Below are 23,593 nucleotides of genomic sequence, written 5' to 3' on the forward strand. Positions count from 1 at the left end.
TGGCGAGTGCGCAAGCTCGTCTCTGCACTGAAATTCCTCCCGAACTTTTCTACTTAAGCACGCATTTTGTTTCCGGCTCATCGACCCCGAGCGTATCGAGCTCCGACAGCTGGTGCAAAAATCCCTCCTGCGGCGATGTCGAGACGACCGACCTGGTGTCGCCGAGGAAGATCGGCTGCCGCAACTGCTGGTTCCATTTGCGGAAGGTCAGTTTCTGCCCTTTGAAGGCGGCGATCGAAAAATCGTCGGAGCGGATGAAATCGGCCATCTTGCGCGGGTCGGCGCCCTGCGTGCGGGTCGCCGCCTCGCCGAGGATGCGCACCGCGGTCCACGCCGCCATGTCCTTCGACACCATGCGGCGGCCGTTTGCCTTGGCGAAGCGGTTCTGGATCTGGGTGCCGCCCCATTGCTCGCTGGCCGGATGCCAGGCCAAGGGGGTGAGGCCGGCGGTGCCGGCGACCGGCCGCGGAATCCAGGTGCGGAACGGAACGTAGGTGCCGAACACCTCGCTTTCGTCGGCGACCAGCAGCACATCGTGCTCCGGCAGGTCCTGGGTGAAGACAGGCATCTGCCGCTGGATCTGGACGACGCCGGAATCGGTCCGCCGTGCCGTGCCGGTATCCTCGAACAGTTTTTCGCCGACGATCTCGCCGCCGAATCGCGTCGCCGCCCGGCGCAGCGTCTCGGCAAAAAGCTGGTCGCGCTCGTGCGAGCCGTAGATCAGCACCCAGCGCCGCCATTGCTTCCAGATGAGATACTGCGCCAGCCCGTCGGCCAGCATGCTGCGCGTCGGGATGGTGTGGAAGATGCTGGCACGGCATTCCTCCTCGCGAAGACTGTCGTCGGTGGCGCCAGCGTTGAAGATCAAAACGCCGTTGTCGCGGGCAAGATCGGCGATCGACAGCAACTGCCTGGCCGACAGGTCTGCGACCACATAGCGGTTGCCTTTGGCGATCATCTCCTGGAAGGCCGGGACGACATCGGCATCCGGCTTCACCTCGGTCACGTCGAGGCTGAATTTCTGGCCAAGGAAGCTGCCGGTCGTGTTGTTGTCGGCAATCGCCACAGTGCCCCCGGCCACGCCTTCATCGCGCGGCGGGACGTCGAGCACCGACAAGGCCAGCTGCGGCGCATAGGCGCGCAAATAGCCTATCTTGATCTCGATTACTTTTTTTTCCGGCTTGGCCGTTGCGGTCGGCTGCTTGCCCGTCGCTTCCTGGGCGAGCGCGCCCGCAACGTTGACGGTCAGGGAAAAAAAGCACAAAAAGGCCGCCAGAGTGCCCGGCACCGCGCTCGTCATCGATAAAATTACCCGTTCTTGCGCTAAAGTCCGATTGTTGTCGGAGCGGCGCGAAGTCAAGGTGCCCGTGATGAGCTTAGCTGACCCGCAAATTTTATCAAACCCTGAAAGTGGACTGCTCACGTCTGCTTTAGTGCCATGCCTGCTCGCCCGAACGGCGACCGAGCGGATTCTGGTATTCGGGCCCAAAAGCGTCCTTTTCCTCATGCCGGAGAAAGTCCGTCAATGACCAGAATGCTGGCCAGCATCACCGGCGTCGACGAGGCGGAGATCGCGCTTTCAGGCGGTGCCGACATCATCGACCTGAAGGATCCGAAGGCGGGAGCGCTGGGCGCGGTGTCCACGCAGACCATCCGCCGGACGATTTCGCTGATCGCCGGCCGGGCGCCGGTCAGCGCGGTCTGCGGCGACCTGCCGATGGAACCGGAGACGATCCGCGCCAGGGCCGAAGAGATCGCCGCAACCGGCGCCGATTACGTCAAGATAGGTTTGTTTCCGTCGGCAAATGTTGCGGCTTGTGCGGCGGCGCTCGCGCCGCTCGCCCCGCGAACGAAACTGATCGCCGTGCTTTTCGCTGACCTGGCGCCGGATTTCGAGCTTCTGCCGATGCTTGCCAAACATCGCTTCCATGGCGCCATGGTCGACACTGCCAACAAGGCCAACGGGCGGCTGCTCGACCATCTGCCGCCCGAGCGTATCCCGGGATTCATCGATCGAGCGAAATCGCTCGGCCTCATGGTTGGGCTGAGCGGATCGCTGGAAGCCCCTGATATTCCACGCCTGCTGCCCTTCGCTCCCGATTTTCTCGGCTTTCGCGGGGCGCTGTGCGGCGATTCCGGCCGCGTGGGTTCGATCAGCGCCAAGGCGGTTGCGCAGATCCGCGAGTTGATCCCGGAAGCATCCCGGGCTGGCGGCGCGTCGAGCGTCGACTACCGTCTGCTGGCGGCGAGAGGCTATTCGCCGGGCACCGACCCGACACTGGGCACCGACAAGATCTTCGTGCGGGACTTTGTCCTGCCGGTCCAGATCGGCGCCTACAGTTTTGAGCACGGCCATACCCAAAAAGTGCGTTTCGACGTGACCGCCGACGTGCTGCAAGTCACCGACCATCCCGAAGATATGCGCCATGTGTTCTCCTACGACATCATCATGGACGGCATTCGCACCATTGTTGCGCGGGGCCATATCCAGCTTAGCGAGGCCTTGGCCGAGCAGGTGGCGACCTACATTCTGGAGAACCCGCGTGTCGTGCGGGTCACGGTAAGGGTGGAAAAACTCGAACTCGGCCCAGGCGGCGTCGGCGTCGAGATCGAACGCAAGCGCCAATCGGCAGGCCGCGGCGTTGCCTCCGGCCCTGCCGGCCGAAAAGACCCAGGCGCTGTTTCCCGGCCGCGACAGGAAAGGCCCGACGCCGTCAGGCGAGCCGTCGTCAAGCCGTCCGTCGTCAAGCTTGGCGGCAGCACCGTCCATGCGGCGGAACTGGAAAGCTGGATCGCGGCGCTGGCGGGTTCCAAGCTGCCGATCGTCATCGTGCCCGGCGGCGGCCTGTTCGCCGACCAGGTGCGCGAGACGCAGATTTACATGGATTTTTCCGACACCGCCGCCCACGCCATGGCCATCCTCGCCATGGAGCAGTTCGCCCAGGTCATCCTCGACCGTGACGAAAGGCTGGCGCCGGCACGGTCGCTGGAAGAAATGGGGCGGGCGCTGGACGCGGGGAAGATCCCGGTGTGGCTGCCGTCGTCATTGGCGCTGCCGGCGCCGGACATTCCGGCGTCCTGGGATGTTACCTCCGATTCCCTTGCCGCCTGGCTTGCCGGCAAGCTCGGCGCGAACGCGCTGCTCTTGATCAAGCAGACCGGCGCCTTCTCCGGCAGCGACACGATCGACAGCCTGGCGGTCAGAGGCATCGTCGACGCCGGCTTCGCCGCCATGCTGCCCGACGGTGTCGATGTCCACCTCGCCGGCCCGAAAGATGCCGCCGAGGCCGGGGCGCTGCTCGCGGCGGGCACTCTGCCCGGCATTGCGATCGCGGCTTCGATCCGGTCGGCAAGAAAAGCAGGGTAGGCGATGGCGACGCTGCATACGCCGCGCTGGGCATGGGTTTTGACCGGTTCCGGTCATTTTTTTACGGAGAGTTTTGCACTCATCCACCAGATCGAGCATTGCGATGTCTTTGTGTCGAAAGCCGCCAACGAAGTGCTGCGCATGTACAAGCTCAAGCTCGATTTCCCGGAGACGACGCGCGTGCTGCACGACAAGACGGCGAGCGCGATCCCGGTCGGCGAATTCTATCACGGCGTCTATCATACGGTGGTGGTGGCGCCGGCCAGCTCCAACACGGTCGCCAAATGCGTGCACGGCATTTCTGACACGCTCGCCACCAACGTCTTTGCCCAGGCCGGAAAATGCCGGGTGCCGGCCATCGTCTTTGCCTGCGACACCGCGCCGGAACTCGAAACCAAGGCGCCGCATGGGCTGGTCAAGGTCTATCCGCGCAGCATCGACCTGGAGAATACCAACCAGCTGAAGAGTTTTGAGCGAACCCAGGTGGTCGAGTCGCTTGCCGATCTCGAAGCCTCGGTCAGGCGGCGCCACGTCGAACTCGCAAGCCATGGCTGAGCGGCTGGTCTTTCTTACCGGCCATCTGGCCAAGGTCCGGCTGGAAAGGCTGCTGGCCGGACTGGGCGAAACCGAATTTGCCTGGGAGATCATCGACATCGGCGTCAAGGTCGCGGCGCTGATGAGCGAAGACATCATCAAGCGGCGACTCAGCCTGGCAGGCGGCACCGACCGCGTCATCCTGCCCGGCCGCTATCGCGGCGACATCGAGCATCTGTCGAACCATTTCGGCGTGCCCTTCGTCCGCGGGCCCGACGAGATCGCCGATCTGCCGGCCTTTCTCGGCCGGGCGGGCGAGCCGCCTGACCTTTCGCGTCACGACATGCGCATCTTCGCCGAAATCGTCGATGCGCCGATGCTGTCGGTCGAGGCGCTGGTGGCGAGAGCACGGACGCTGGCCGCGGCCGGCGCCGACGTCATCGATCTCGGCTGCCTGCCGGAAACACCGTTTCCGTTGCTGGACGAGGCGGTGCGCGAGCTGAAGGCACAGGGATTTCTGGTCAGCGTCGATTCCGCCAGCACCGACGAACTGTCGATCGGCGCAGGCGCCGGTGCGGACTACCTTCTCAGCCTCGATGAGAACACGCTGCCGCTGGCCTTCGACCACAAGGCCGTGCCAGTGCTGATCCCGGCCACGCCCGGTGACCTGGATTCGCTTGGCCGGGCCATCGAAGCGGCAAAGAAGGCCGGCGTCGGCTTCCTCGCCGATCCGGTGCTTGATCCGATCCATTTCGGCTTTGCCGCCTCGCTTGGGCGTTTCATCGAGGCGCGACGCCGCTGGCCTGAGGTCGAGCTGCTGATGGGGACAGGCAATCTCACCGAATTGACCGACGCTGACAGTTCCGGCGTCACCGCGGTTCTGGCCGGGCTCTGCTCGGAACTTCAGATCCGAAACGTGCTTGCCGTGCATGTCAGCCCGCATACGCTGCGAACGATCGAGGAGCACGACATTGCCCGCCGCATCCTGTTTGCCGCCAAGAGTGACGGTGCGCTGCCGCGGAGTTATCATCCAGGGCTGCTGCAGGTTCACGATCGCAAGCCGTTCACCGCCTCGACCGAGGATATCGCAGCCCTCGCGGCCGAGGTGCGTGACACCAACTTCCGCATCATGACCGCGGAGGACGGCATCCATGTTTTCAACGGCAAGGGGCACGCGGTTGCCACGGATGCGTTCGAACTCTTTGCCGGGCTTGGCGTTGAGGCGGATGGAGCACACGCGTTCTATCTCGGCGCCGAACTGATGAAGGCCGAGATCGCGTGGCGCCTCGGCAAGCGCTATGTGCAGGACGAGCCGCTCGCATGGGGCGTTGCCGCGCCGGCTCCCGAAACCGACCGCAGCCGCCTTGCCGAAGCGGGCCACACGCTTCGCGCGAAGAAAGAGCGCTAAATCATGCCATTCATTCGCGAATCGATCATCACCACGGTCAGCAAAGCCGGCGGCGTCCACATCGCGCCGATCGGCATTATCGCCGAGAAGGACGGCTGGGTCATCGCCCCGTTCCGGCCGTCGATCACGCTCGACAATCTCGCCGAAGTGCCGTTCGCCATCGCCAATTACACCGATGACGTCCGCATTTTTGCCGGCTGCCTGACTGGCCGCAAGCATTGGCCGACCGTTGCCGTCGACGGGTGTCCGGTGCCGCGTCTCGCAGCGGCGCTCGCGCATTCTGTCCTCGAAGTCGAAACTGTCGACGACGATGCCATGCGGCCTCGCCATTTCTGCCGCGTGGTGCGGGAGGAAACGCATGCGCCGTTCACCGGCTTCAACCGCGCCAAGGCGGCGGTGCTGGAACTGGCCATCCTGGTCAGCCGGCTCGGCATGCTGCCGGGCGACAAGATCGAGGCGGAAATCGCCTACCTTTCGATTGCCATCGAAAAGACCGCGGGCGAGGGCGAAAAAGAAGCCTGGGGCTGGCTGATACAGCGGGTCGGCGATCACCTTGCGGCCGAGGATGCCAGCGGCGAGGATGCGCGGGGCTGAACCGGATATGCTGAACCTGGGTAAGCGTCCGGGCCGACGTGGTTTAGCATGGTACACGTGGCGCTGATCTCAAACGGCGGTGTTCGACCCTTTGCGGTCATTGAGCCCGGTATGCACGATGACCGGAATGGGCTCGAATGCTGACTGGCAGCTTTGAGGCTCGGATTATAAGAAGCGGCCCTTCAGGCCCCCGCGGGTACCGACGCGATCTGACCCCAATCCGACCATTCCCGCCGCACGATGCCGCCCGAAAGCCGACATTCAAAGGATCCAGCGGCCAAGCGCAGGTTGCCGGAACCGACTCATGAGTGCGCGCGCCGTTTATCCAATCATGTGAGCCACTGGCATGCCCCAGCGCCGGGCTTGGCCATCAATTCGCAATGAGGTCAGAGATCGAGGCAAACGGTGCCTAGCGGCCGGCTGCAGCAAGCCAGCACATAACCAGCCGCCTTCTCTTCAAGGCTGAGTCCTCCAAGGTCGTCGATCACGACGTCACCTGAGAGCTTGACCGTCCGACAGGTTCCGCAAATGCCCTGCTGGCATGCGGTAGGGATGTAGAGGCCGCTATTGCGCGCCGCATCGAGCAGAGTCTCTCCAGGCGCACACAGGTGCTCCACGCCAGACCGGGCGAAACGGACACAAGTCGGGCCAGCGGCAGCCGATTGAGGAGCCATGGAATTGCCCACGGCGCCGCCGAAACTTTCCTCGTGATACTGGGAGGGTGCGATGCCGATCCCCGCGGCACAAGCCCGAACCGTCTGCATAAACGGCTCGGGGCCGCAAACGTAAGACGTGCGCTGGTGAAGGTCCGGAGCCAGCCGCAAGAGCATGGGGCCGTCGATGCGACCGAAAGGGCCCTGCCACGCCGAACCTTCCTGGCTGCAGATGAAGCTTACGTCGACATTGGAGAATCGCGCGGCGAGCGCCTCCAACTCGGAGCGGAAGGCGATGTCGTCCGCCGTCCGAGCGCAGTGAATGAAACGGATGTCATGGCCAGATGCCCGGTCGGTTAGCGCCCGCAGCATCGACATAACGGGAGTGATGCCGCTGCCGCCCGAAAGGAAAAGCGGCTTCTCGGATGGTAGATCGTCGAAGTTGAAACGTCCGACCGGCCCTTCGATTTCAATGTTGTGGCCCGGCCGGAGATTGTCGTGAAGCCAGTTGGAAACAAGCCCGCCCTTCACCCGCTTCACCGTGATCTGCAGGTCGAGCGGTCGAGTCGGCGGCGACGACACCGAGTACGGTCTCGTGACCCGGGTGCCGTCGATTGTCAGGTTCAGGACTAAATACTGGCCTGCACTAAAGCTGAACATGTGGCCAGAAGCAGCTGAAAAGACGAATGTCTTAACGTCGTGTGTCTCATCGATGACGCGCCGGCAGCGCACGAACTGTCTTGAGCTCTCCGCCCATTGCCGTTGACGCAGCGCTGGAGCGAAATCGGTGGCCGAAAAGGGAGCGTGCGCGTTCATGATTGGACTCTGCTTGACCCGACCAGAATGGCAGCCGGGATACTTTCAAAAAAGCGGCAGATGTCGGCTTTACAATCGGATATTTCGATCTAGCTTTCCATGGACATAACGGCCAGATGGAGCGCGCGAATCCCTCTACGGATGATCGGCTCGTGCTTGCGGCGCGCCAAGATAGCGGTGTGAACCGGCTGCTGAAGCGCGGGCGCGCCCTCGACCACAAAAGACGGCCGCTCGGCGGTATACCGCCGAGCATCGTCACTGCGCATATAGCAAGTGCCACCCATGCGCCGCAGCATCGCTTCGGCGAGCGTTTCCGAGCCCATCGAAAGACGGCCTATCGCCAATTGCGGCAGCGCCTCGGCGTGGGCTTTTTCAAGCGCGACCGTGTAGCCCGGCCGGATATACGTATCCGCGTTGACCTCCGACAGGATCCTGGCCGTCGTAGATACCATCACATATTCTTCAACCATGAGAGGATCGTAGGAGATTTCAGGGAGGTATCGGGGCGCGTAGACCACAGCAATATCGAGGTTTCCCAAGCTCAAGTCGGAAATCATCTGCGGCGAGTAGTCGGACTCTACGTGAATTGACGATTTCGGCAGCACCTGGAACAGAGTTTCCACCCAACCCGGCAATATCGATCGCGTCATCCCGACCTGCGCAGCGACGCGCAAGGTGCCCTCGAACCGGTTGAATGCCCGAACGTCATGGCGGGCCTGAGACCATGTCGACAGCATCGCGCGCGCATAGGCTTCGAAACGTCGCCCCGCCGCGGTCGGTTCTGCGCCGGCGCGTCCCCTCAGGAAGAGCTCCGAACCGATGGCCTGCTCTAGGTTCCTGATGCGGGTACTGACCGTCGACTGCGTAACCCCAAGACGATCGGCCGTACGGTTGAAATTTCGCGACTCCATAATGTCGAGAAAGGTCTCGATGTGATCCAGCTGCATGTCGCCTCGCAATCGAAAAATCCGATCGTATTACCTCAGATCACAAGCTTGATCAAATAATTCCCAAGGCGGAAGCTGCGGTTGAAGAAGCCGGCTGGGTTAGCCGGCCTGCCGCGCCAGGGGAGTTGGTTAGGGTGTTCATAGTCGATTGCGATTGTCACAATTACTGGTCGAGCGCTACGGTGCTCGAGCCATATCTTTCCGGCGTCTGGAAAGACATGTTCACAGAAGGCGAAAAAACTGGTCCGAGAGGCTCCTTCCCCCACGGTCACCGTCCGTGGTTTCACCCGCAGGATTTCTCCCGGAAGGACGTCAGGCCCGAGACGGAGGCCGACAACTATCTCGTCATGAAAGAAAAGCACCTCGACAAATACAATGTCGGAGCCGCTATCCTCACCGGCGACGAGCCGATCGAAGCCTCCACGCTGGCCAATCCCTATTACGCAAGTGCACTGGTCAGCGCCTATAACGACTACCAAATCGCCGAATGGCTTCCCAAAGACAGTCGTTTTATGGGCTCCATCATCATCGCGCCGCAGGATCCGAAGCTCGCAGCAGCCGAGATCCGCCGCCTCGGCAACCATCCGCGTATGGTGCAGGTTCTGGCCTCCCAGGGCTCGGTCAAACCCTACGGTGATCCGTTCTACCATCCCATTTTCGAGGCTTGCGCCGAAGTCGGGCTGCCATTCGCGATCCACCTGGGCGGCCATGGCGGCATCAACTGGAACGCGGTGGCACCGGCTCCCACGACCTTCTTCTGGGAGACGCACGCTATTCTTCACATGTCGGCCTTGTCGCACGTGGCAAGCATGATCGCGCATGGCGTTTTCGAAAAATGGCCGGACCTGTATTTCGTGATCATCGAGTGCGGTGTGGCCTGGGTTCCATCGGTATTATGGCGTCTGGACGCAGATTACAAAGCGCTGCGCAAGGAAACGCCGTGGCTGAAGATGCTGCCCTCGGAGTATTGCCGGCGCAATATCCGCTTTTCCACGCAGCCGCTGGAGCAGCCCGCGAACATACAGCATCTCTGGTCCACTCTCGAAGCGATGGACGGCGAGAACACGCTGATGTTTGCCTCCGACTACCCGCATTGGGATTATGACGATGCCAACACGCTGCACATCCCGCCTGCCTGGAGGAGCAAGATCATGGGGTTGAATGCGCTCGAGGTCTATAAACGCATTCCCCGCACGCAAGCGGCTAATGCCGCCTGACGGGAGCAGACAATGGCTGAGAAAACATACATTTGCCGGATCGACCAAATCGAGACCGGAACTCCCTACATCGCCAAAATCCGCAGCCTTTCAGTCGGGGTTTTCCGCATCGGAGATTCATTCCATGCGTTGCTGAACGTTTGTCCGCACCGAGGCGCTCCGCTTTGCGAGGGACCGCAATGCGGAACCACGGCGCCGGTCGACCAAGCGCAGTTCATCTATCACCGCGAGAACGAGATCGTGCGCTGCGCCTGGCACGGTTGGGAATTCGACATAAAAACCGGTGCGGCCCTGGTCGATCCGGGCGTACGTGCCCGAACATTCCCGGTCACGGTGGAGGCTGGTGAAATCTATGTAACGGCGTAAGATTTGTGTCGAAAACGCTGAAAATCGAAAGGAGGCAAATCGGCTGAATCCGCCAGATCTGCTCGATAATGCCAACAACAAGAATGCGGGAAATCCGCAATGGGAGGAAGCAGTGTCAGAATCTGAATATAAACTCCGCCTGGCGCAAAACCTGATCGGCCGCGGCAAGGTTTCGCGCCGTGATTTCATCCAGCTCGGGCTGGCGGCCGGCCTGACGGTCGCCGCCGGCGACAAGCTCTTCGTGACCGTGGCGCGGGCCGAACCGCAGCGGGGCGGCTTCGCCAAGCTCGGCATGGCACATGGCGCGACGACGGATTCGATCGATCCGGCCGGCTATCTCGACACCTTCACGCAAACCGCCTTTTCGGGTGCCATGTCCAACAGCCTGACCGAGGTCGACGCGAAAGGCAGCATCCAACCGGACCTTGCCGAGAGCTTCGAGACCTCGGACGACGCGACGACATGGGTCTTCAAGCTGCGCAAAGGTGCGACCTTCCACAACGGCAAGACCGTAACAGCGGACGACGTGGTCGCCTCGATGCAATACCACATGGGAGTCGACACCAAATCGGCGGCGAAGTCGCTGCTGGAATCGGTGACCAATATCAAGGCGGACGGTCCGGAAACGATCGTTTTTAAACTAAACAGCGGCAATGCAGACTTTCCCTACATCATGAGCGACTATCACCTTGTCGTCATGCCTGCCAAGGACGGAAAGGCAGACTGGGAATCGGGCGTCCGGACCGGTGCCTTCGTGCTTGAGAACTTTCAGCCCGGCGTCTCGGCCAAGCTCAAGCGCAATCCCAACTACTTCAAGAACGGCAAACCCTATTTTGACGAGGTGGAGTTTATCGCCATCACGGACCTCGCAGCGCGTATGGCGGCGCTGTCAACCGGCGAGGTGGATTATATCGGCCGCGCCGACCTGAAAACGCTCGGTATGCTGAAGCGCAAGCCGAATATCGAAATCCTCGAGGTCACCGGATACGGCCATTACACGCTGCCGATGAACGTGACGGTGGCGCCATTCGACAACCCCGATGTGCGCATGGCGTTGAAATGGGCCATCGATCGCGAGGAAATCGCGCAGAAGATCTTCCTTGGCCATGCAACCGTCGGAAATGACAACCCGATCGCACCGGCGATCAAGTTCGCCATCAATCCGGAGCCGCAGCACAAGTTCGATCCGGAAAAGGCGCGCTTCCATCTGAAAAAAGCGGGAATCGAAAATCTCAAGGTCGACCTTTCCGTCGCCGACGCCGCTTTCGCCGGCGCCGTGGACGCAGCCGCCCTCATCCGCGAGACGGCGGCCCAATGCGGCATCGATGTCAATGTGGTGCGCGAGGCCGAGGACGCCTATTGGGACAATGTCTGGCTCAAGAAACCGTGGTGCGCCTCCTATTGGAGCGGTCGTGCAACGGCCGACTGGATGTTCACGCAGGCCTACTCGGCCGATTCCAGCTGGAACGACACGTTCTGGAAAAATCCTCGCTTTAACGAACTGCTGATCCAGGCACGCGCGGAGACCGACGAGGCCAAGCGCTCCGCGATGTATGCAGAAATGCAGCAGTTGACGCATGACGACGGCGGCGCCATCGTCCTGGTATTCAACAATTTTGTCAGCGCCAAGTCCAAGAAACTGGCGCATGGCGAGGTGGCGCCGAACTGGGAGAATGACGGACTGAAGATGGCCGAGCGCTGGTGGATAGCCACCGCGTGACGTTCGCCAGGCGAACTGCCCGCGGCGCGGGCGGTTCGCTGTTTTCAGGGGAAAGGCTCGAAGGTACCGCCCATGAACCCGGTCGTTAGAACGGTTCTGCAGCGCCTGGGCCTTGGCCTGATCACGCTCTTCATCGTCTCGATCATCATATTTTCGGCGATTGCCATGCTTCCGGGCGATTTCGCCAAGGCGATGCTTGGGCAATCTGCGACGCCCGAGACGGTCGCTGTCTTCCAGCGCGAGATCGGCATCGATCGTCCGCCGGTCGAGCGCTATTTCGCCTGGGTCGGACAGATCGTGCAGGGGGATTTCGGCTCTTCCTTCGCAAGCCGCACCGGCTACCGGCGCACGGTCGCCGAGATCATTGCGCCCCGGCTCTACAACACGATGTTCCTCGCCGTGATGACCGCCCTTATAGCGGTCCCTCTCGCGCTGGGACTCGGCATTCTCGCCGCTCTCTATCGCAACAGCTGGTTCGACCGTGTGGTGAACACGGTGACGCTGACGACGATTTCGTTCCCCGAATTCTTCGTCGCCTATATGCTGGCCTATCTCATCATCTCGCGCGACACGTTCATCGGAACCGAATTTGCACAATCCCTACCCGAGTGGCTCGCGTCTTCGATCAACTGGGTCCTGAACCTGGTTCCCAAATTTCCGACACTGGCGAATATCAGCGACCAAACGCCGTTCTGGGAGCACGTCTGGCGCGCAGCGCTGCCGTCCATCACCCTGACGCTGGTGATTGTTGCCCATATGATGCGTATGACGCGAGCGGCGATTATCAACATGCTGGCAAGCCCCTATATCGACATGGCGCGGCTCAAGGGAATGTCGCCAATGGCAATCGTCCTCAGACACGCCCTGCCTAATGCCTGGGCGCCCATCGTCACGGTAATTGCTTTCAACCTCGCTTATCTCATCGTCGGCGTGGTCGTGGTCGAGGTAGTGTTCGTCTATCCCGGCATCGGCCAATTGATGGTCGATGCGGTGAAGTCGAGGGATGTTCCGGTCGTGCAAGCCTGCGCCTTGATTTTCGCGGCAACCTACATCCTGCTCAACCTGACCGCCGACATCATTTCCATCGCCACCAATCCGAGGCTTTTGCACCCGCGATGACCAGTATCGAACACGCCGTGGCGGTTCCGAGACAAAGGCGCACGCGCGCCTCGCGGGTAAAAACCGCACTCAGAAAGGCTCCCTTCAGCGCCTGGTTCGGCATCGTGGTCATCCTTGGCTATGTCTTCGTCGCGCTGTCGGCGCCCTGGATAGCGCCCTACGGGGAAACGCAGGTTTTCAGCGAAGCCTTCGCGCCCTGGAGCCAGGAATTCATCGTCGGGACCGACCAACTCGGCCGCGACGTGCTCACCCGGCTGATCTATGGCGCGCGCAATACGGTCGGCATCGCTCTCGCGACTACGCTTCTGTCCTTCGCGGTCGGCGTCACTCTAGGCTTGCTGGCCGCGATGTACCGGGGTTGGCTCGACCAAATTTTGTCACGCGCGGTAGACGTGCTGATGTCGATCCCGAGCCTCATCTTCGCGCTGGTGTTGCTATCCATCTTCGGTTCCTCGGTCACCAGCCTGATCCTCATCATCGCCCTGCTCGATTCAACCCGCGTATTTCGGCTGGCGCGTGCGGTCGGGCTGAATGTTGCCGTCATGGAATATGTCGAAGCCGCGCAACTGCGTGGCGAAGGGCCGAGATGGATTCTGACTAAGGAGATCCTGCCCAACGTGCTGCCGCCGCTGATCGCGGAATTCGGTCTGCGCTTCTGTTTCGTTTTCCTCACCATCGCCGCGCTCTCCTTTCTCGGCGTCGGCATCCAGCCCCCGACAGCCGACTGGGGCTCGATGGTGCGGGAAAACGCCACCCTCATCACCTATGGCGACATTACTCCGCTCTTGCCGGCAGGCGCGATCGCCCTTCTCACGGTTTCTGTGAATTTCGTTGTCGATTGGTTCCTGCACACGACAAGCGGGTTGCGCGATGAAAAGTAAGGATTCTGGCCCACGCGAAAAGGGAACGAAACTCCTCAGCGTTCGCGACCTTCACGTCGAAGGGTTTTCCGACGAGCGCTGGCACCCGATCGTTCGCGGTGTGGATCTCTCGCTAAAGCGCGGTGAGGTTCTCGGCCTCATAGGCGAGTCCGGCGCCGGAAAATCCACCATTGGGCTTGCCGCGATGGGATATGCCAAGCCAGGTTGCCGGATAACGCAAGGATCGATCCTGTTCGACGGGATCGACCTCCTCGCCATGAGCGAAACCGCACGGCGGCGGCTCAGAGGCTCGCGCATCGCCTATGTCGCGCAAAGCGCGGCCGCCTCCTTCAACCCGGCCCACCGGCTCCTCGATCAGACCGTCGAAACGGTCGTGGCGCACGGGATCGCCAGTCGCGAGGCAGCGAATCGGGATGCCATCGAACTTTACCGGCGTCTTCACCTGCCGGATCCGGACAGCATCGGCTTCCGCTATCCTCACCAGGTCTCCGGAGGGCAGTTGCAGCGGGCAATGACCGCGATGGCGATGGCCTGCCGGCCCGACCTGATCATCTTCGACGAGCCGACGACGGCGCTCGACGTGACCACACAGGTGGAGGTCCTCGCCTCGATCCGCAAGATTGTCGAAGAGTTCAACACTGCCGCGATCTACGTCACGCATGATCTGGCGGTGGTTGCGCAGATGGCGGACCGGATCATGGTTCTGCGCCATGGCCGTACTGTGGAGGAGGCCGAAACACGCCAGATGCTTGCGGCGCCGGCCGAAGACTATACGAGGACGCTCTGGGCGGTGCGAAAGCTAGCCAAACCCGAAGTGCCGGCCGCGGACCATCTGCTCACGATCGATAACATCACCGCCGCCTACGCAGGGAAAGTCAAGGTTCTGCAGGATGTATCGATCAAGGTGCCGCGCGGACGGACGGTAGCGGTCGTCGGTGAATCTGGTTCCGGTAAATCAACGCTCGCCCGCGTCATCACCGGCCTGCTGCCGCCGGTCTCGGGCTCGATCTCATTTGCGGGGCATCGTTTGCCAAGAACACTGAAAGAGAGGCCCAAAGACATTCTGCGCCGCATCCAGATGATCTATCAGATGCCTGACAACGCGCTCAATCCGCGTCAGACCGTCGAGGAGGTCATCTCCCGGCCACTCGAGTTCTATCTCGGCCTCAAAGGGGCGGCGTGCGACCGCCGCGTTGGCGAACTCATGCACATGATCGAGATGGACGAAAGCTTCCTCGACCGTTTGCCGGGCGAACTCTCGGGCGGTCAGAAGCAGCGCATCTGCATTGCCCGGGCGCTGGCTGCTAATCCGGAGCTCATCATCTGCGACGAGGTGACCTCGGCCCTCGACCAGATCGTTCAGGAAGAGATCCTGAAGCTTCTTATGCGGCTCCAACAAGAATTCGGAGTCAGCTACATTTTCATCACGCACGACATCGCGACGGTGCGGGCAATCGCAGACGAAATTGTCGTCATGCATCGAGGCAAAGTCGTCGAGCAGGGGCTCAAGACCGAAATCCTGACGCCGCCGCATGCTCCGTATACCGAACTGCTTCTCTCCTCCGTGCCGGAGATGGATCCAGACTGGCTGACGAAGCTGCTGGAAACCCGGGAGCGCAAGCGGGTCGGCGCGGCGAACTGAATCCCAACGTATTGACCGCTTGGCTCCAGTTCTCGCGCGAACGTCGGTTATGCCGCAACCGCGACGTCCAGAATGGTCGCAACAATGTCTGCTTTCAGGCAGTAGCAACGGCCATCTCAATGGTCGAAGTGAGGCGATCCACGCCGGCTAACTCGTGAACCACGCGGCATGCTGCCGGTGCACGAGTGGGGCCAATGATCGAAAGTCTCATGCCGCGTTGATAACTCAGCTGGAACTAAAGACGCCACCCGCCATGCCCCAACCCGCCGCGGTTGATGTCGTTCGACCAGCCATCTTGCTGGTCGGGCTCTTAGTCGTATTGGCACTCGTGGTGGGCCACTAGAGCCCCGATGATGCCACGATGCAACAGCAGCTAGGACCGGCCATATTTGTTACGAATGGTGTCGATGTCGGATTGATCGCCCCGGCCTCGTCGTTCCAGAAAATGAAGGAGCAACGATATGTCTGAAAAGGAAGTCTTGTCTGTCATCCGGGGCCAGGAAGACGCAACTGCCAAGGGGGACGCCCGCGCCAACATCGATGCCATGGACCCGGATGTCGTGGTTTTCGATCTGCCGCCGCCGCTTGCCTATCGAGCCGAACAGGCACGCGACATCGAAGGGATAAATGCTTGGTTTGCAACTTGGCGCAACGGCGTCACCGTTCACATGGCTGACCCGCAGCTCATGATCGACGGCGATCTTGCAGTGGCCTTCGGGCTGTCGCGCATGACTGGCATCAAGACCGATGGCACAAAGGTCGACTCCTGGAGCCGGCGAACCATCGTGCTAAGGCGCATCGCCGGTTCTTGGAAAATCATCCACGAACATGCCAGCTTCCCTATGGCAATGGACGGAAGTGGGCGCGCTGTGACGGATCTCTTGCCGTAGTTCCGGAACGCCTAACGTCCTCAACAGGGATGTCGGCTTTCACGCGGCAAGGGTTCGTAGTTGAACGGTCGATTTGGCGGCGCGTTGCTGACAGTCAGCCTTGCGGCCGTTGGCGGACTTGCGGCTTAGAGGCTGAATGTCAGAAGCGTTCGGGAGCCTATATCCGTTCCCAAAATCGCACATTGAGCGCAACCAGCGGTTCTGACCCTAAGCTGCCGTTTCACCTTGGAAGTTCGGGCCGGGTGGGACAGCGGACGTTCCGCGATCTCCAAGTCAGATCTTGCAGGAAAATGACAAATGCCCGGAAGCAGTCGATCCTGGGTCGATCATGTCCTTGTCTGATCAGGGATTATGATGACATCGCTGCGTCGGCCGCCTCGGCGGCGCGCCGCCTCAACAGGGCATGTTCCCGCCTGTTGCCCGCCAGCGCCGCGGCTGCTTCGAACGCGGCGCGCGCCTCCTCGTAGCGGCCGAGCTTGTGGAGGAGGTCGCCGCGAACGCTCGGCAGCAGGTGATAGCCTTTGAGCGCCGGCTCGCGCGCAAGGCGGTCTACGATCGCCAGCGCCACTTCTGGCCCCTCGGCCATGCCGACGGCAACCGCGCGGTTGAGGCCAATGATTGGCGAGCGCACGACAGCCGCCAGTTCCGCATAAAGTCCGGCGATGCGCGACCAGTCGGTATCGCCCGCTGTCCTCGCCTGGGCGTGGCAGGCGATAATCGTCGCCTGGAGGACGTAAATGCCGCCGGCTCCGCCTAATTCGCGTGCTCGCCCGAGCGCCTGCATCCCGCGCCGGATCTGGAACTGGTCCCAGAGTGCGCGGTTCTGGTCCAGCATGAGGATTGGCTCGCCCCCTGCATCAGTACGCGCCGCCGTGCGCGAGGCGTTCAGCTCCATCAGAGCGAGCAGCCCATGGGCTTCGGGCTCGTGCGGCACGATGGAGGTGAGCCCGCGGCCCATGCGAAGCGCTTCATTGCAGAGCTGGGGGCGCAGCCAGTCCTCGCCGCTCGCCGCGGTGTAGCCTTCGTTGAAGATGAGGTAGACGACCTCCAGCACCGAGGAGAGCCGCTTTGAGAGTTCCTCGCCGCTTGGGGTCTCGTAGGCCAGCCCCGATTCCGAAAGAGTCCGCTTCGCGCGCACGATGCGCTGGGCGATTGTCGCCTCCGGCAGCAGGAAGGCCCTGGCGATCTCCTGTGTTGTCAGGCCGCAGATCATCCGCAGTGCCAGCGCCGCGCGCGCCTCGCGCGATAGTCGCGGGTGACAGGCGGTGAAGATGAGCCGAAGCAGTTCATCGCCTATGTCGTCGTCCAGGGCCGAGTCGAGGTCGGGCATGGCCTGCTGCTCCTCCTCCATATCCCAGGCGATAATGTCGTGCTTGCGCTCGAGCATCCGGCTGCGGCGCAGATGATCCAGGGCCCGGCGCTTGGCGGTCGCCATCAGCCAGGCGCCGGGTTTTTCCGGAACGCCTGTGGCGGGCCACCACTCAAGGGCGGCCAGCAGGGCTTCCTGCGTCAAATCCTCGGCCAACGGCACATCGCGCAGCATCCTCGCCAGACTGGTGATCAGCCGGGGCTGCTCGATCCGCCACACGGCGAGGATCGTGCGATGGGCGTCGGCGACCGTCATGGCCGCCGACCGCGTCTGCAGAACGTCGCCTCAAGGGCCGGCAAACGCGCGGACCTCGCACGTGCCCTCCCAATCCGGCATGAAATCCTTGTGGAGCTGCATGAACTCGACCGCCGATGCCACAGCCTCTTCCTTGTTCCGGAACTCCATGATCGCGTAGCCGCCGATGACCTCCTTCGCCTCGACGAACGGGCCATCGATGACGCTGAGCTTCCCCTCGGCGATGCGCACCTGCGCGCCCATCGCGACCGGCGTGAGCCCGCCCATGTCGACCATGCGGCCGGCCTTGATTTCCCGGTCGGCGAGCTTGTTCATCGCCTCGATGAGTTCCGCCGTTGGCGGTCCGGCGTGGGCGGAAGTGACGAACGACATGAAGCGCATTTGAGAACTCCTCCTGAGGCGAGCCGCGGACGTGGTGGCCGCTGAACAGTCTCGCTAATAAGTCGACGAACCAGCCCCCGGCGGATCGACATGCGCTTTGAATAAATCACGCCCGGGCTCTAAAGACGATGGGCGAGTGAACAGGGTCGATTGACCAACCCCATCTAACGTCCAACGTCGTGAGTTCCGTTGCCGCGTTATTTTGGCGCCTAGGAGGCTGGTACTAACTTCCGCCAAGGGGTCGACTTCCGCCGTTGGACGTCCGTCAATTTAACGGTCGGTTCTGACCCATTCGAGACCTTCATTCTCGGCGTTGCGAATGGCAGCAACGCGCCTAATCTCAGCCGTTCGTCGACGCTCAGCTCGATCCCGAATCCCGCCTTTCGCTCAGTCGTTGTGATGGGCTCGAGTCAATACGTGCAATCCAATGGATTGGCGGCTATCCGCCGGCATGATCCCGCCGCAGGAGCGAAGTCCGCCTCACGCAAGAAACGCGCCGGCCGATGAAGGCTGAGTTGCATTCGAACCAACGGCCGCTTGATGAACAGTCGAGATCTCTACCGGTGAGCTATCGGGGAGCTGCTGATACCAAATTCAACTTAATTTCGGATTGGGCTATAAGGCACTTGCCGAATATGGTGGCGACGTGCTTGCCGCCCTATTTCACCAAAGACGGGCCCGCCGGAATGAAGGCCAGCTGTCGGGGACCGGCAGGGAGCCAGTCAGCGACTGACGTTGGGTCGTTTGCCGGAATGCCGCCGTCGAGGAACGAGAAGGCACTGGCTGGGTGTTGATGGCCACATCGGGAGGTGAACCCATGGAACCGCGCGCCAAGGAACAGGAGAACCTTTCCCGACTCGAACGGGCCGCGCAACAGACTGCTGACCCAAAAACTATGGAACAGAAGGCGAAAAAGCCCGAGGAAAAATTCCGCTTCAGCCTACGCAAGGAAGACGTCTGGTGGACGGTTGGTTTCGCTGCCGCTGCCTTGCTGCTTTTTGGCATCCAAGTCCTGATCAATTGGCGCTTAGAATGGCTTGACGCGCCTTTGCGCGTTCGCGTGCTGAACTACGTCAGGGGCGGCCTTCTCATTTTCGTTATGCTGACCGTTGCGAATGTTATCGAAGTCTTTCTCATTGGCCGAATTCCCAATCGTGTTTCGCGCTTCAACTTGCAACGTATTTTTCGATTAGTCGTCGTCGTCGCCATCGTCTTCGTGGCCATTTCAGTCTTATTTGTGAACTGGTACACTGCGGTTGTTTCACTTGGCCTGATTTCACTGATTCTCGGCTTTGCGCTGCAAATGCCGATCTCCAGTTTCATCGCGTGGATTTATATTTTGGCCAGGGCGCCTTATCGCGTTGGCGACCGCATTCGCATCGGCGATGCCCATGGCGATGTCATTGATGTCAGCTATCTCGACACGACATTATGGGAATTTGGCGGCGAACATCTTTGGACCGATCATCCGAGCGGACGCGTCATCAAGTTTCCGAACTCCACCGTGTTTGACACGCCGGTCTTCAACTATTCCTGGCCGCTGTTTCCCTATGTCTGGAACGAAATCAAGTTTCAGCTCGCTTATGAAAGCGATCTGGAATTCGTAGCGAAAACCATGAGAGAGGTCGTCGACCAGCAGATCGGCGACATCATGAGCCAGAAGGTGAAGGTCTATAAGCACATCCTGTCGCAAACGCCGGTGGACGAACTCGAAGTGAGGGAGCATCCCGTGGTTCATTTTCGCGTCAGTGAAAACACCTGGCTCGAGGCCATCGTGCGTTACCTCGTGCCGCCGAAGGAAGCGGGGCGCACCAAAACACGCTTGATCAAGGAAATGCTGGCGCGAATGAATGCAAAACCCGATCGCGTGCTGTTTCCGAAGAGCAATTTGAGGTGAACTTCCTCCGGCCACGCCGCGCGGAGCCACCCCGCCCGCATCGCGGCAGGCTGATGCATCTGGAGCGCCTATGATGAAGCCGACCGGATCCACCGAGGCAGTGAGGATCGAGGACCTTGACGACGCGGGGCTGGTTGAACACGCGCGACAGCGTGACCCCGCCGCATTCTGGTTAATCATCAAGCGTCACAATCAGCGGCTTTACCGGGTCGCCCGCGCCGTCCTGAACGACGACACCGAGGCCGAGGACGTACTTCAGGAGACCTATATCCACGCCTTCACCCATCTGGCCGAATTCCGCGCGGAGGCGCAGCTGTCGACCTGGCTCACCCGGATCGCGCTGAACGAGGCGCTGGGACGCCGCCGGAAAAGGCGGCCCACCGTCGACGTGAAAGCCATCGAGGGCATGGTCGCTCCGTTCAGCGCCCACAAGCCTGATCCCGAAGAGGCGGCCGCTCTCGCTGAAATCCGCAACCTCCTGGAGCGAGCCGTCGGTGGCTTGCCAGAGCCCTTTCGCATCGTCTTTGTCATGCGAGACGTCGAGGAAATGAGCATTGAGGAAACTGCTTTTCTCTTGGCATTGCGACCTCAGACGGTGAGCACCCGTCTTTATCGCGCACGCCGGCTGCTCCGCGAGGCGCTGCGGGACAAGCTCGCCACCGTGTTCACGGATACGTTTCTCTTCGCTGGCGTCCGTTGTGACCGCCTCGCGCAATCAGTCTTTGACCGGCTCGCAATCCGCCTGGTTCGAAAGGATACTCATCCGTTGAACACGGCGACTGAGCGCACGTAGACGCCGTTCACGCCGAGATTACGCCGGCTCCTTTCGCGGGGATGTTGTAGCGGGACGCGGGAATATTTTGGCGGCCCGGACCATCTAATCATCAGGCAAATGCACTCGGCGCCGCGGTGCTGACAGCGGCGTTGAATCAACAAACATAGGAGACCGCCATGCAGGGCGCACTTCACCTATCCCGGCGTCAGTCGCTTCAGGGACTTGTCGTACTCGGTGCCGGAGCGGCACTCGGCGGCATCGCACGGTCTTCTCCGGTATTGGCACAGGACATATCGGACGAGGACATTTTCCGCTTTGCGCTCAACCTCGAATATATGGAGGCTGAATACTACCTCCGCGGCACCACCGGAATGGGCATCGACGCAGCCGATGTTGGTTCGAAACCCGGCGACGTCGTTGGCGGCAAGCAAGTCTCCTTCGAGACGCCGGCCATCGGCGAATTCATGCAGGAAGTCGCCGAAAATGAACTCGCGCACGTCCGCTTCTACCGCAAGACGCTTGGAACGGACGCTGTTGACCGGCCGGCGATCGATTTCGATGCCGGTTTCAAGGCCGTCGCGGAAGCGGCGGGCCTCGGGTCGGACTTTGACCCCTTCGGCAACGAAACGAACTTCGTTCTCGGCGGGATGTTGTTCGAGGATGTCGGCGTCACCGCCTATGCCGGGGCGGCGACAGTTCTGAAAAACAAGGACTTCCTCGCCGCCGCCGCAGGCATCCTGGCGGTCGAGGCCTACCACATGGGCATGGCGCGATCGACGCTATACCGGAAGGGAGAGGAAGCCTGGAAGGTCGCCAACGCCGTTTCCGACGCCCGCGACAAGATCGACGGATCGGAAGACAAGGACCAGGGAATCCAGGTGGACGGAAAAGCCAACATCGTTCCGTCGACGCCCGATGCGATCGCGTTCACCAGAACGCCGCAGGAGGTGCTCCGGATCGTCTACCTCACCGACAAGGACGGAGTGAGCAAGGGCGGCTTCTATCCGGAAGGGATGAACGGCACGCTCAAGAGCACCTGAGCCAACTGCGACGAGGGCTGCTCTTGGAGAAAGACCATGAGTAAAGATGATGATGTGAACCACGGATCGGCAGCTTCAAGCCGAGCGCTGTCTCGCCGCAATTTCCTGAAAGTCTCTGTGACCGGTGCGGCGATTGCCAGCGCCGGCGGCCTTTCAGCCTGTATGACTGGACCGATGGCAGCCGGAAAGACAACCAAGGCGCTGGCGCTGTACCAGGACACCCCAAATCGTGGCCGACGCTGCGGGGGGTGTACTCACTTCCGAGAGCCAAACGGGTGCGAGATCGTTGCCGGTGCAATCAGCCCAAATGGCTGGTGCCGTTTCCACGAGCCGCTGCCGGCTTGATGCAACAAATTGCGGTCTCCCGCCTTATGTCTCGGGCGGGAGCAACGCGACGTCAGCTTCCACGTCCAGAGCGGACGTTGGCCGGCCGGCGGTAAGGCGTCTGCCTAGGGTCATGGGCGTGAATTCGTTCTCGGAGAGCGAACGTCCGCATTGGGTCGATCAGCGGAATGGTCGCTTGTCCCGAAAGCGGAAGGGCAGGTGCGGCCCCATTGCGGTCATCCGCGAGTATGAATCTGGCTGACTGGTATTGGCGCAACTACGACCTCCAGCGTGATCTCCGGCAAGGTCTGCTTTCAGGAAGCTGCGAAGCCGATCTCTACGGCTGAGATGGGCCGCAAACCGGACATGCGCCGAGCGGGTGCCGAACGCGAACCTTCCACCCTGTTGCGACCTGCGCTGGTACGGGTCGGGATCTTCGAGCCGGGGGAAATATCTCATCGATCCGACTGATCGGACGGCCATGATGTAGCGCCTACAACTGCGATCCCGCCAGCAGCGCCACCGCGGACGCGGGCGCGACGCTGCTGGCTTCGCCGCGAACGGCGTCATCTGCGGGGATGATCTCGGCGAAATCGACGAAGCGGCGTTCCATGCGTTCGGCCAGCCGCCTGATCTGCCAGCGGCCGGTTCCGGCGCCGACGATTGGCACATCCGGGACAAGCGACCCGGCAACCAGGGACGCTGCGTCGTGGATCTTGCGCAACTGCTGTTCGCTGAACCAGCGCGCGATTTCATGCCATTCCGGCAGGGTCAGCTCGGTGGCGTCGCGCCCGATCATGCGCGCCAGCCGCGCGATCGAGCCATCGATCGTCTTTTCCTTGCCGTCGGCGGAAGCGTGCCTGTCGTCCTTCTCGTCGAGCACCCCGAGAATCCGGTGCGCGTCGGCGATCGAGGCGAAATACTCGTTCATCAGCGGTGTCAGCCTGCCGCGGACGGGGGCCGACGAGGCGACGCCGAACAGGAACGTCCTGGTGAAGCCGGTATAGACCAGTTCGCCGCTCAGAAGCCGTCCGGCATCGGTGTAGCCGTCATTGGCGACGGCGCCATTTTTGATGGCGATGATGTCGGTGGTGGTCGAGCCCATGTCGACGAACAGGGCATCGCCGGCGAGCTTCGCCACCAATGACGCTGTCGCATGCCAGTTGGCGGAGGCGACATCGGCGCTCAGCCGCGCTGCCTGCTCGACCCCGACAAATCCGGACGGTCCGGCATAAATCAGGTTTTCGCCTGGGACCCGCGCTGAAATCTCATCCAGCAGGGCCGGGGGGGCCGCGGGGGGGGGGGGGGGGGGGCCCCCCCCACCGCCGGGGGGGGGGGGGGGGTTGTGTTAGGGGCCGGCCGAGATCTGAGCGGGGTTGTGGGAAGAAGAGGTCGGGG

General features: G+C 61.6%; 21 protein-coding genes. 15 read left to right on the top strand and 6 right to left on the bottom strand.

All coding sequences use genetic code 11. The annotated features are described in order from the left end of the window. Positions 1–49: 49 nt before the first annotated feature. A complete protein-coding gene (locus AC0L2K_RS14780; protein ID WP_473531674.1) occupies positions 50–1,300 on the bottom strand; it encodes an ABC transporter substrate-binding protein in 1,251 nt (416 codons plus the stop codon). Between the two features lie 225 nt (positions 1,301–1,525). Here AC0L2K_RS14780 and AC0L2K_RS14785 point away from each other — a divergent pair, with 225 nt between their 5' ends. The 4 genes from AC0L2K_RS14785 to AC0L2K_RS14800 are packed head-to-tail and all read left to right on the top strand — an operon-like array spanning position 1,526 to position 5,903. Then, positions 1,526–3,367 (top strand): (5-formylfuran-3-yl)methyl phosphate synthase, encoded by a 1,842-nt coding sequence (locus tag AC0L2K_RS14785; protein WP_473531675.1) that lies wholly within the window; start codon positions 1,526–1,528, stop codon positions 3,365–3,367. Between the two features lie 3 nt (positions 3,368–3,370). Further along, complete coding sequence (locus tag AC0L2K_RS14790) at positions 3,371–3,922, top strand: flavoprotein (protein ID WP_473531676.1); 552 nt, start codon at positions 3,371–3,373, stop codon at positions 3,920–3,922. After that, positions 3,915–5,309 carry a DUF6513 domain-containing protein gene (locus AC0L2K_RS14795; protein WP_287171213.1) on the top strand — a complete coding sequence of 465 codons (1,395 nt, stop codon included), beginning with the start codon at positions 3,915–3,917 and terminating at the stop codon, positions 5,307–5,309. Before AC0L2K_RS14790 ends, AC0L2K_RS14795 begins: the two co-directional genes overlap by 8 nt. A 3-nt stretch (positions 5,310–5,312) precedes the next feature. Next, positions 5,313–5,903: a DUF447 domain-containing protein gene (locus tag AC0L2K_RS14800; RefSeq protein WP_287225701.1), complete on the top strand. Its 591-nt coding sequence runs from the start codon at positions 5,313–5,315 to the stop codon at positions 5,901–5,903. 386 nt (positions 5,904–6,289) lie between these two features. Here AC0L2K_RS14800 and AC0L2K_RS14805 read toward each other — a convergent pair whose 3' ends face one another. Both AC0L2K_RS14805 and AC0L2K_RS14810 read right to left on the bottom strand, forming a co-directional pair. After that, positions 6,290–7,372 carry an FAD-binding oxidoreductase gene (locus tag AC0L2K_RS14805; RefSeq protein WP_128173325.1) on the bottom strand — a complete coding sequence of 361 codons (1,083 nt, stop codon included), beginning with the start codon at positions 7,370–7,372 and terminating at the stop codon, positions 6,290–6,292. An 89-nt stretch (positions 7,373–7,461) separates the two neighbouring features. Continuing rightward, positions 7,462–8,319 carry a LysR family transcriptional regulator gene (locus AC0L2K_RS14810; protein ID WP_128166462.1) on the bottom strand — a complete coding sequence of 286 codons (858 nt, stop codon included), beginning with the start codon at positions 8,317–8,319 and terminating at the stop codon, positions 7,462–7,464. Between the two features lie 134 nt (positions 8,320–8,453). Between AC0L2K_RS14810 and AC0L2K_RS14815 the strand changes: the two genes are divergently transcribed. The 7 genes from AC0L2K_RS14815 to AC0L2K_RS14845 all read left to right on the top strand — a co-directional run bounded on the left by AC0L2K_RS14815 (position 8,454) and on the right by AC0L2K_RS14845 (position 16,154). Beyond that, positions 8,454–9,536: an amidohydrolase family protein gene (locus AC0L2K_RS14815; RefSeq protein WP_287375779.1), complete on the top strand. Its 1,083-nt coding sequence runs from the start codon at positions 8,454–8,456 to the stop codon at positions 9,534–9,536. Positions 9,537–9,548: 12 nt separating this feature from the next. Next, positions 9,549–9,902, top strand: coding sequence for a Rieske (2Fe-2S) protein (locus AC0L2K_RS14820; protein WP_473531677.1), 354 nt, complete (start codon positions 9,549–9,551; stop codon positions 9,900–9,902). A gap of 112 nt (positions 9,903–10,014) precedes the next feature. Then, a complete protein-coding gene (locus AC0L2K_RS14825; protein ID WP_128166468.1) occupies positions 10,015–11,622 on the top strand; it encodes an ABC transporter substrate-binding protein in 1,608 nt (535 codons plus the stop codon). Between the two features lie 72 nt (positions 11,623–11,694). Beyond that, positions 11,695–12,741 carry an ABC transporter permease gene (locus AC0L2K_RS14830; RefSeq protein ID WP_473531678.1) on the top strand — a complete coding sequence of 349 codons (1,047 nt, stop codon included), beginning with the start codon at positions 11,695–11,697 and terminating at the stop codon, positions 12,739–12,741. Further along, positions 12,738–13,622 (top strand): ABC transporter permease, encoded by an 885-nt coding sequence (locus AC0L2K_RS14835; RefSeq protein WP_023797726.1) that lies wholly within the window; start codon positions 12,738–12,740, stop codon positions 13,620–13,622. The genes AC0L2K_RS14830 and AC0L2K_RS14835 overlap by 4 nt, the downstream gene beginning before the upstream one ends. Further along, entirely contained in the window at positions 13,612–15,264 is a 1,653-nt protein-coding gene (locus tag AC0L2K_RS14840; RefSeq protein WP_473531679.1) for an ABC transporter ATP-binding protein, read from the top strand. The genes AC0L2K_RS14835 and AC0L2K_RS14840 overlap by 11 nt, the downstream gene beginning before the upstream one ends. A 461-nt stretch (positions 15,265–15,725) precedes the next feature. Beyond that, positions 15,726–16,154 (top strand): YybH family protein, encoded by a 429-nt coding sequence (locus AC0L2K_RS14845; protein ID WP_023797728.1) that lies wholly within the window; start codon positions 15,726–15,728, stop codon positions 16,152–16,154. 349 nt (positions 16,155–16,503) lie between these two features. On the opposite strand, the gene AC0L2K_RS14850 is transcribed toward AC0L2K_RS14845, so the two are convergent. Both AC0L2K_RS14850 and AC0L2K_RS14855 read right to left on the bottom strand, forming a co-directional pair. Further along, positions 16,504–17,778, bottom strand: coding sequence for an RNA polymerase sigma factor (locus AC0L2K_RS14850; protein WP_473531680.1), 1,275 nt, complete (start codon positions 17,776–17,778; stop codon positions 16,504–16,506). Between the two features lie 30 nt (positions 17,779–17,808). Continuing rightward, complete coding sequence (locus tag AC0L2K_RS14855) at positions 17,809–18,159, bottom strand: YciI family protein (RefSeq protein WP_023797731.1); 351 nt, start codon at positions 18,157–18,159, stop codon at positions 17,809–17,811. A gap of 817 nt (positions 18,160–18,976) precedes the next feature. On the opposite strand from AC0L2K_RS14855, the gene AC0L2K_RS14860 reads away from it, so the two are divergent. The 4 genes from AC0L2K_RS14860 to AC0L2K_RS14875 all read left to right on the top strand — a co-directional run bounded on the left by AC0L2K_RS14860 (position 18,977) and on the right by AC0L2K_RS14875 (position 22,216). Beyond that, positions 18,977–20,056 carry a mechanosensitive ion channel family protein gene (locus tag AC0L2K_RS14860; protein WP_128166471.1) on the top strand — a complete coding sequence of 360 codons (1,080 nt, stop codon included), beginning with the start codon at positions 18,977–18,979 and terminating at the stop codon, positions 20,054–20,056. A gap of 70 nt (positions 20,057–20,126) precedes the next feature. Continuing rightward, positions 20,127–20,849, top strand: coding sequence for an RNA polymerase sigma factor (locus AC0L2K_RS14865; protein ID WP_128166473.1), 723 nt, complete (start codon positions 20,127–20,129; stop codon positions 20,847–20,849). A 158-nt stretch (positions 20,850–21,007) separates the two neighbouring features. Continuing rightward, positions 21,008–21,871, top strand: a complete 864-nt coding sequence (locus tag AC0L2K_RS14870; RefSeq protein WP_128166475.1) for a ferritin-like domain-containing protein — start codon at positions 21,008–21,010, stop codon at positions 21,869–21,871. A gap of 36 nt (positions 21,872–21,907) precedes the next feature. Next, complete coding sequence (locus AC0L2K_RS14875; RefSeq protein WP_091593897.1) at positions 21,908–22,216, top strand: twin-arginine translocation signal domain-containing protein; 309 nt, start codon at positions 21,908–21,910, stop codon at positions 22,214–22,216. Between the two features lie 472 nt (positions 22,217–22,688). Here AC0L2K_RS14875 and AC0L2K_RS14880 read toward each other — a convergent pair whose 3' ends face one another. Continuing rightward, positions 22,689–23,474, bottom strand: coding sequence for a hydantoinase/oxoprolinase family protein (locus AC0L2K_RS14880; RefSeq protein ID WP_473531710.1), 786 nt, complete (start codon positions 23,472–23,474; stop codon positions 22,689–22,691). Positions 23,475–23,593: the final 119 nt, after the last annotated feature.

Source organism: Mesorhizobium sp. WSM4817 (genome assembly GCF_055811135.1).

Coding starts and splice junctions, on each gene's coding strand:
- AC0L2K_RS14780 (WP_473531674.1), bottom strand. CDS start 1,300: ATGACGAGCGCGGTGCCGGGCACTCTGGCGGCCTTTTTGTGCTTTTTT.
- AC0L2K_RS14870 (WP_128166475.1), top strand. CDS start 21,008: ATGCAGGGCGCACTTCACCTATCCCGGCGTCAGTCGCTTCAGGGACTT.
- AC0L2K_RS14810 (WP_128166462.1), bottom strand. CDS start 8,319: ATGCAGCTGGATCACATCGAGACCTTTCTCGACATTATGGAGTCGCGA.
- AC0L2K_RS14875 (WP_091593897.1), top strand. CDS start 21,908: ATGAGTAAAGATGATGATGTGAACCACGGATCGGCAGCTTCAAGCCGA.
- AC0L2K_RS14850 (WP_473531680.1), bottom strand. CDS start 17,778: ATGACGGTCGCCGACGCCCATCGCACGATCCTCGCCGTGTGGCGGATC.
- AC0L2K_RS14855 (WP_023797731.1), bottom strand. CDS start 18,159: ATGCGCTTCATGTCGTTCGTCACTTCCGCCCACGCCGGACCGCCAACG.
- AC0L2K_RS14800 (WP_287225701.1), top strand. CDS start 5,313: ATGCCATTCATTCGCGAATCGATCATCACCACGGTCAGCAAAGCCGGC.
- AC0L2K_RS14835 (WP_023797726.1), top strand. CDS start 12,738: ATGACCAGTATCGAACACGCCGTGGCGGTTCCGAGACAAAGGCGCACG.
- AC0L2K_RS14785 (WP_473531675.1), top strand. CDS start 1,526: ATGACCAGAATGCTGGCCAGCATCACCGGCGTCGACGAGGCGGAGATC.
- AC0L2K_RS14845 (WP_023797728.1), top strand. CDS start 15,726: ATGTCTGAAAAGGAAGTCTTGTCTGTCATCCGGGGCCAGGAAGACGCA.
- AC0L2K_RS14865 (WP_128166473.1), top strand. CDS start 20,127: ATGATGAAGCCGACCGGATCCACCGAGGCAGTGAGGATCGAGGACCTT.
- AC0L2K_RS14840 (WP_473531679.1), top strand. CDS start 13,612: ATGAAAAGTAAGGATTCTGGCCCACGCGAAAAGGGAACGAAACTCCTC.
- AC0L2K_RS14795 (WP_287171213.1), top strand. CDS start 3,915: ATGGCTGAGCGGCTGGTCTTTCTTACCGGCCATCTGGCCAAGGTCCGG.
- AC0L2K_RS14820 (WP_473531677.1), top strand. CDS start 9,549: ATGGCTGAGAAAACATACATTTGCCGGATCGACCAAATCGAGACCGGA.
- AC0L2K_RS14860 (WP_128166471.1), top strand. CDS start 18,977: ATGGAACCGCGCGCCAAGGAACAGGAGAACCTTTCCCGACTCGAACGG.
- AC0L2K_RS14830 (WP_473531678.1), top strand. CDS start 11,695: ATGAACCCGGTCGTTAGAACGGTTCTGCAGCGCCTGGGCCTTGGCCTG.
- AC0L2K_RS14805 (WP_128173325.1), bottom strand. CDS start 7,372: ATGAACGCGCACGCTCCCTTTTCGGCCACCGATTTCGCTCCAGCGCTG.
- AC0L2K_RS14790 (WP_473531676.1), top strand. CDS start 3,371: ATGGCGACGCTGCATACGCCGCGCTGGGCATGGGTTTTGACCGGTTCC.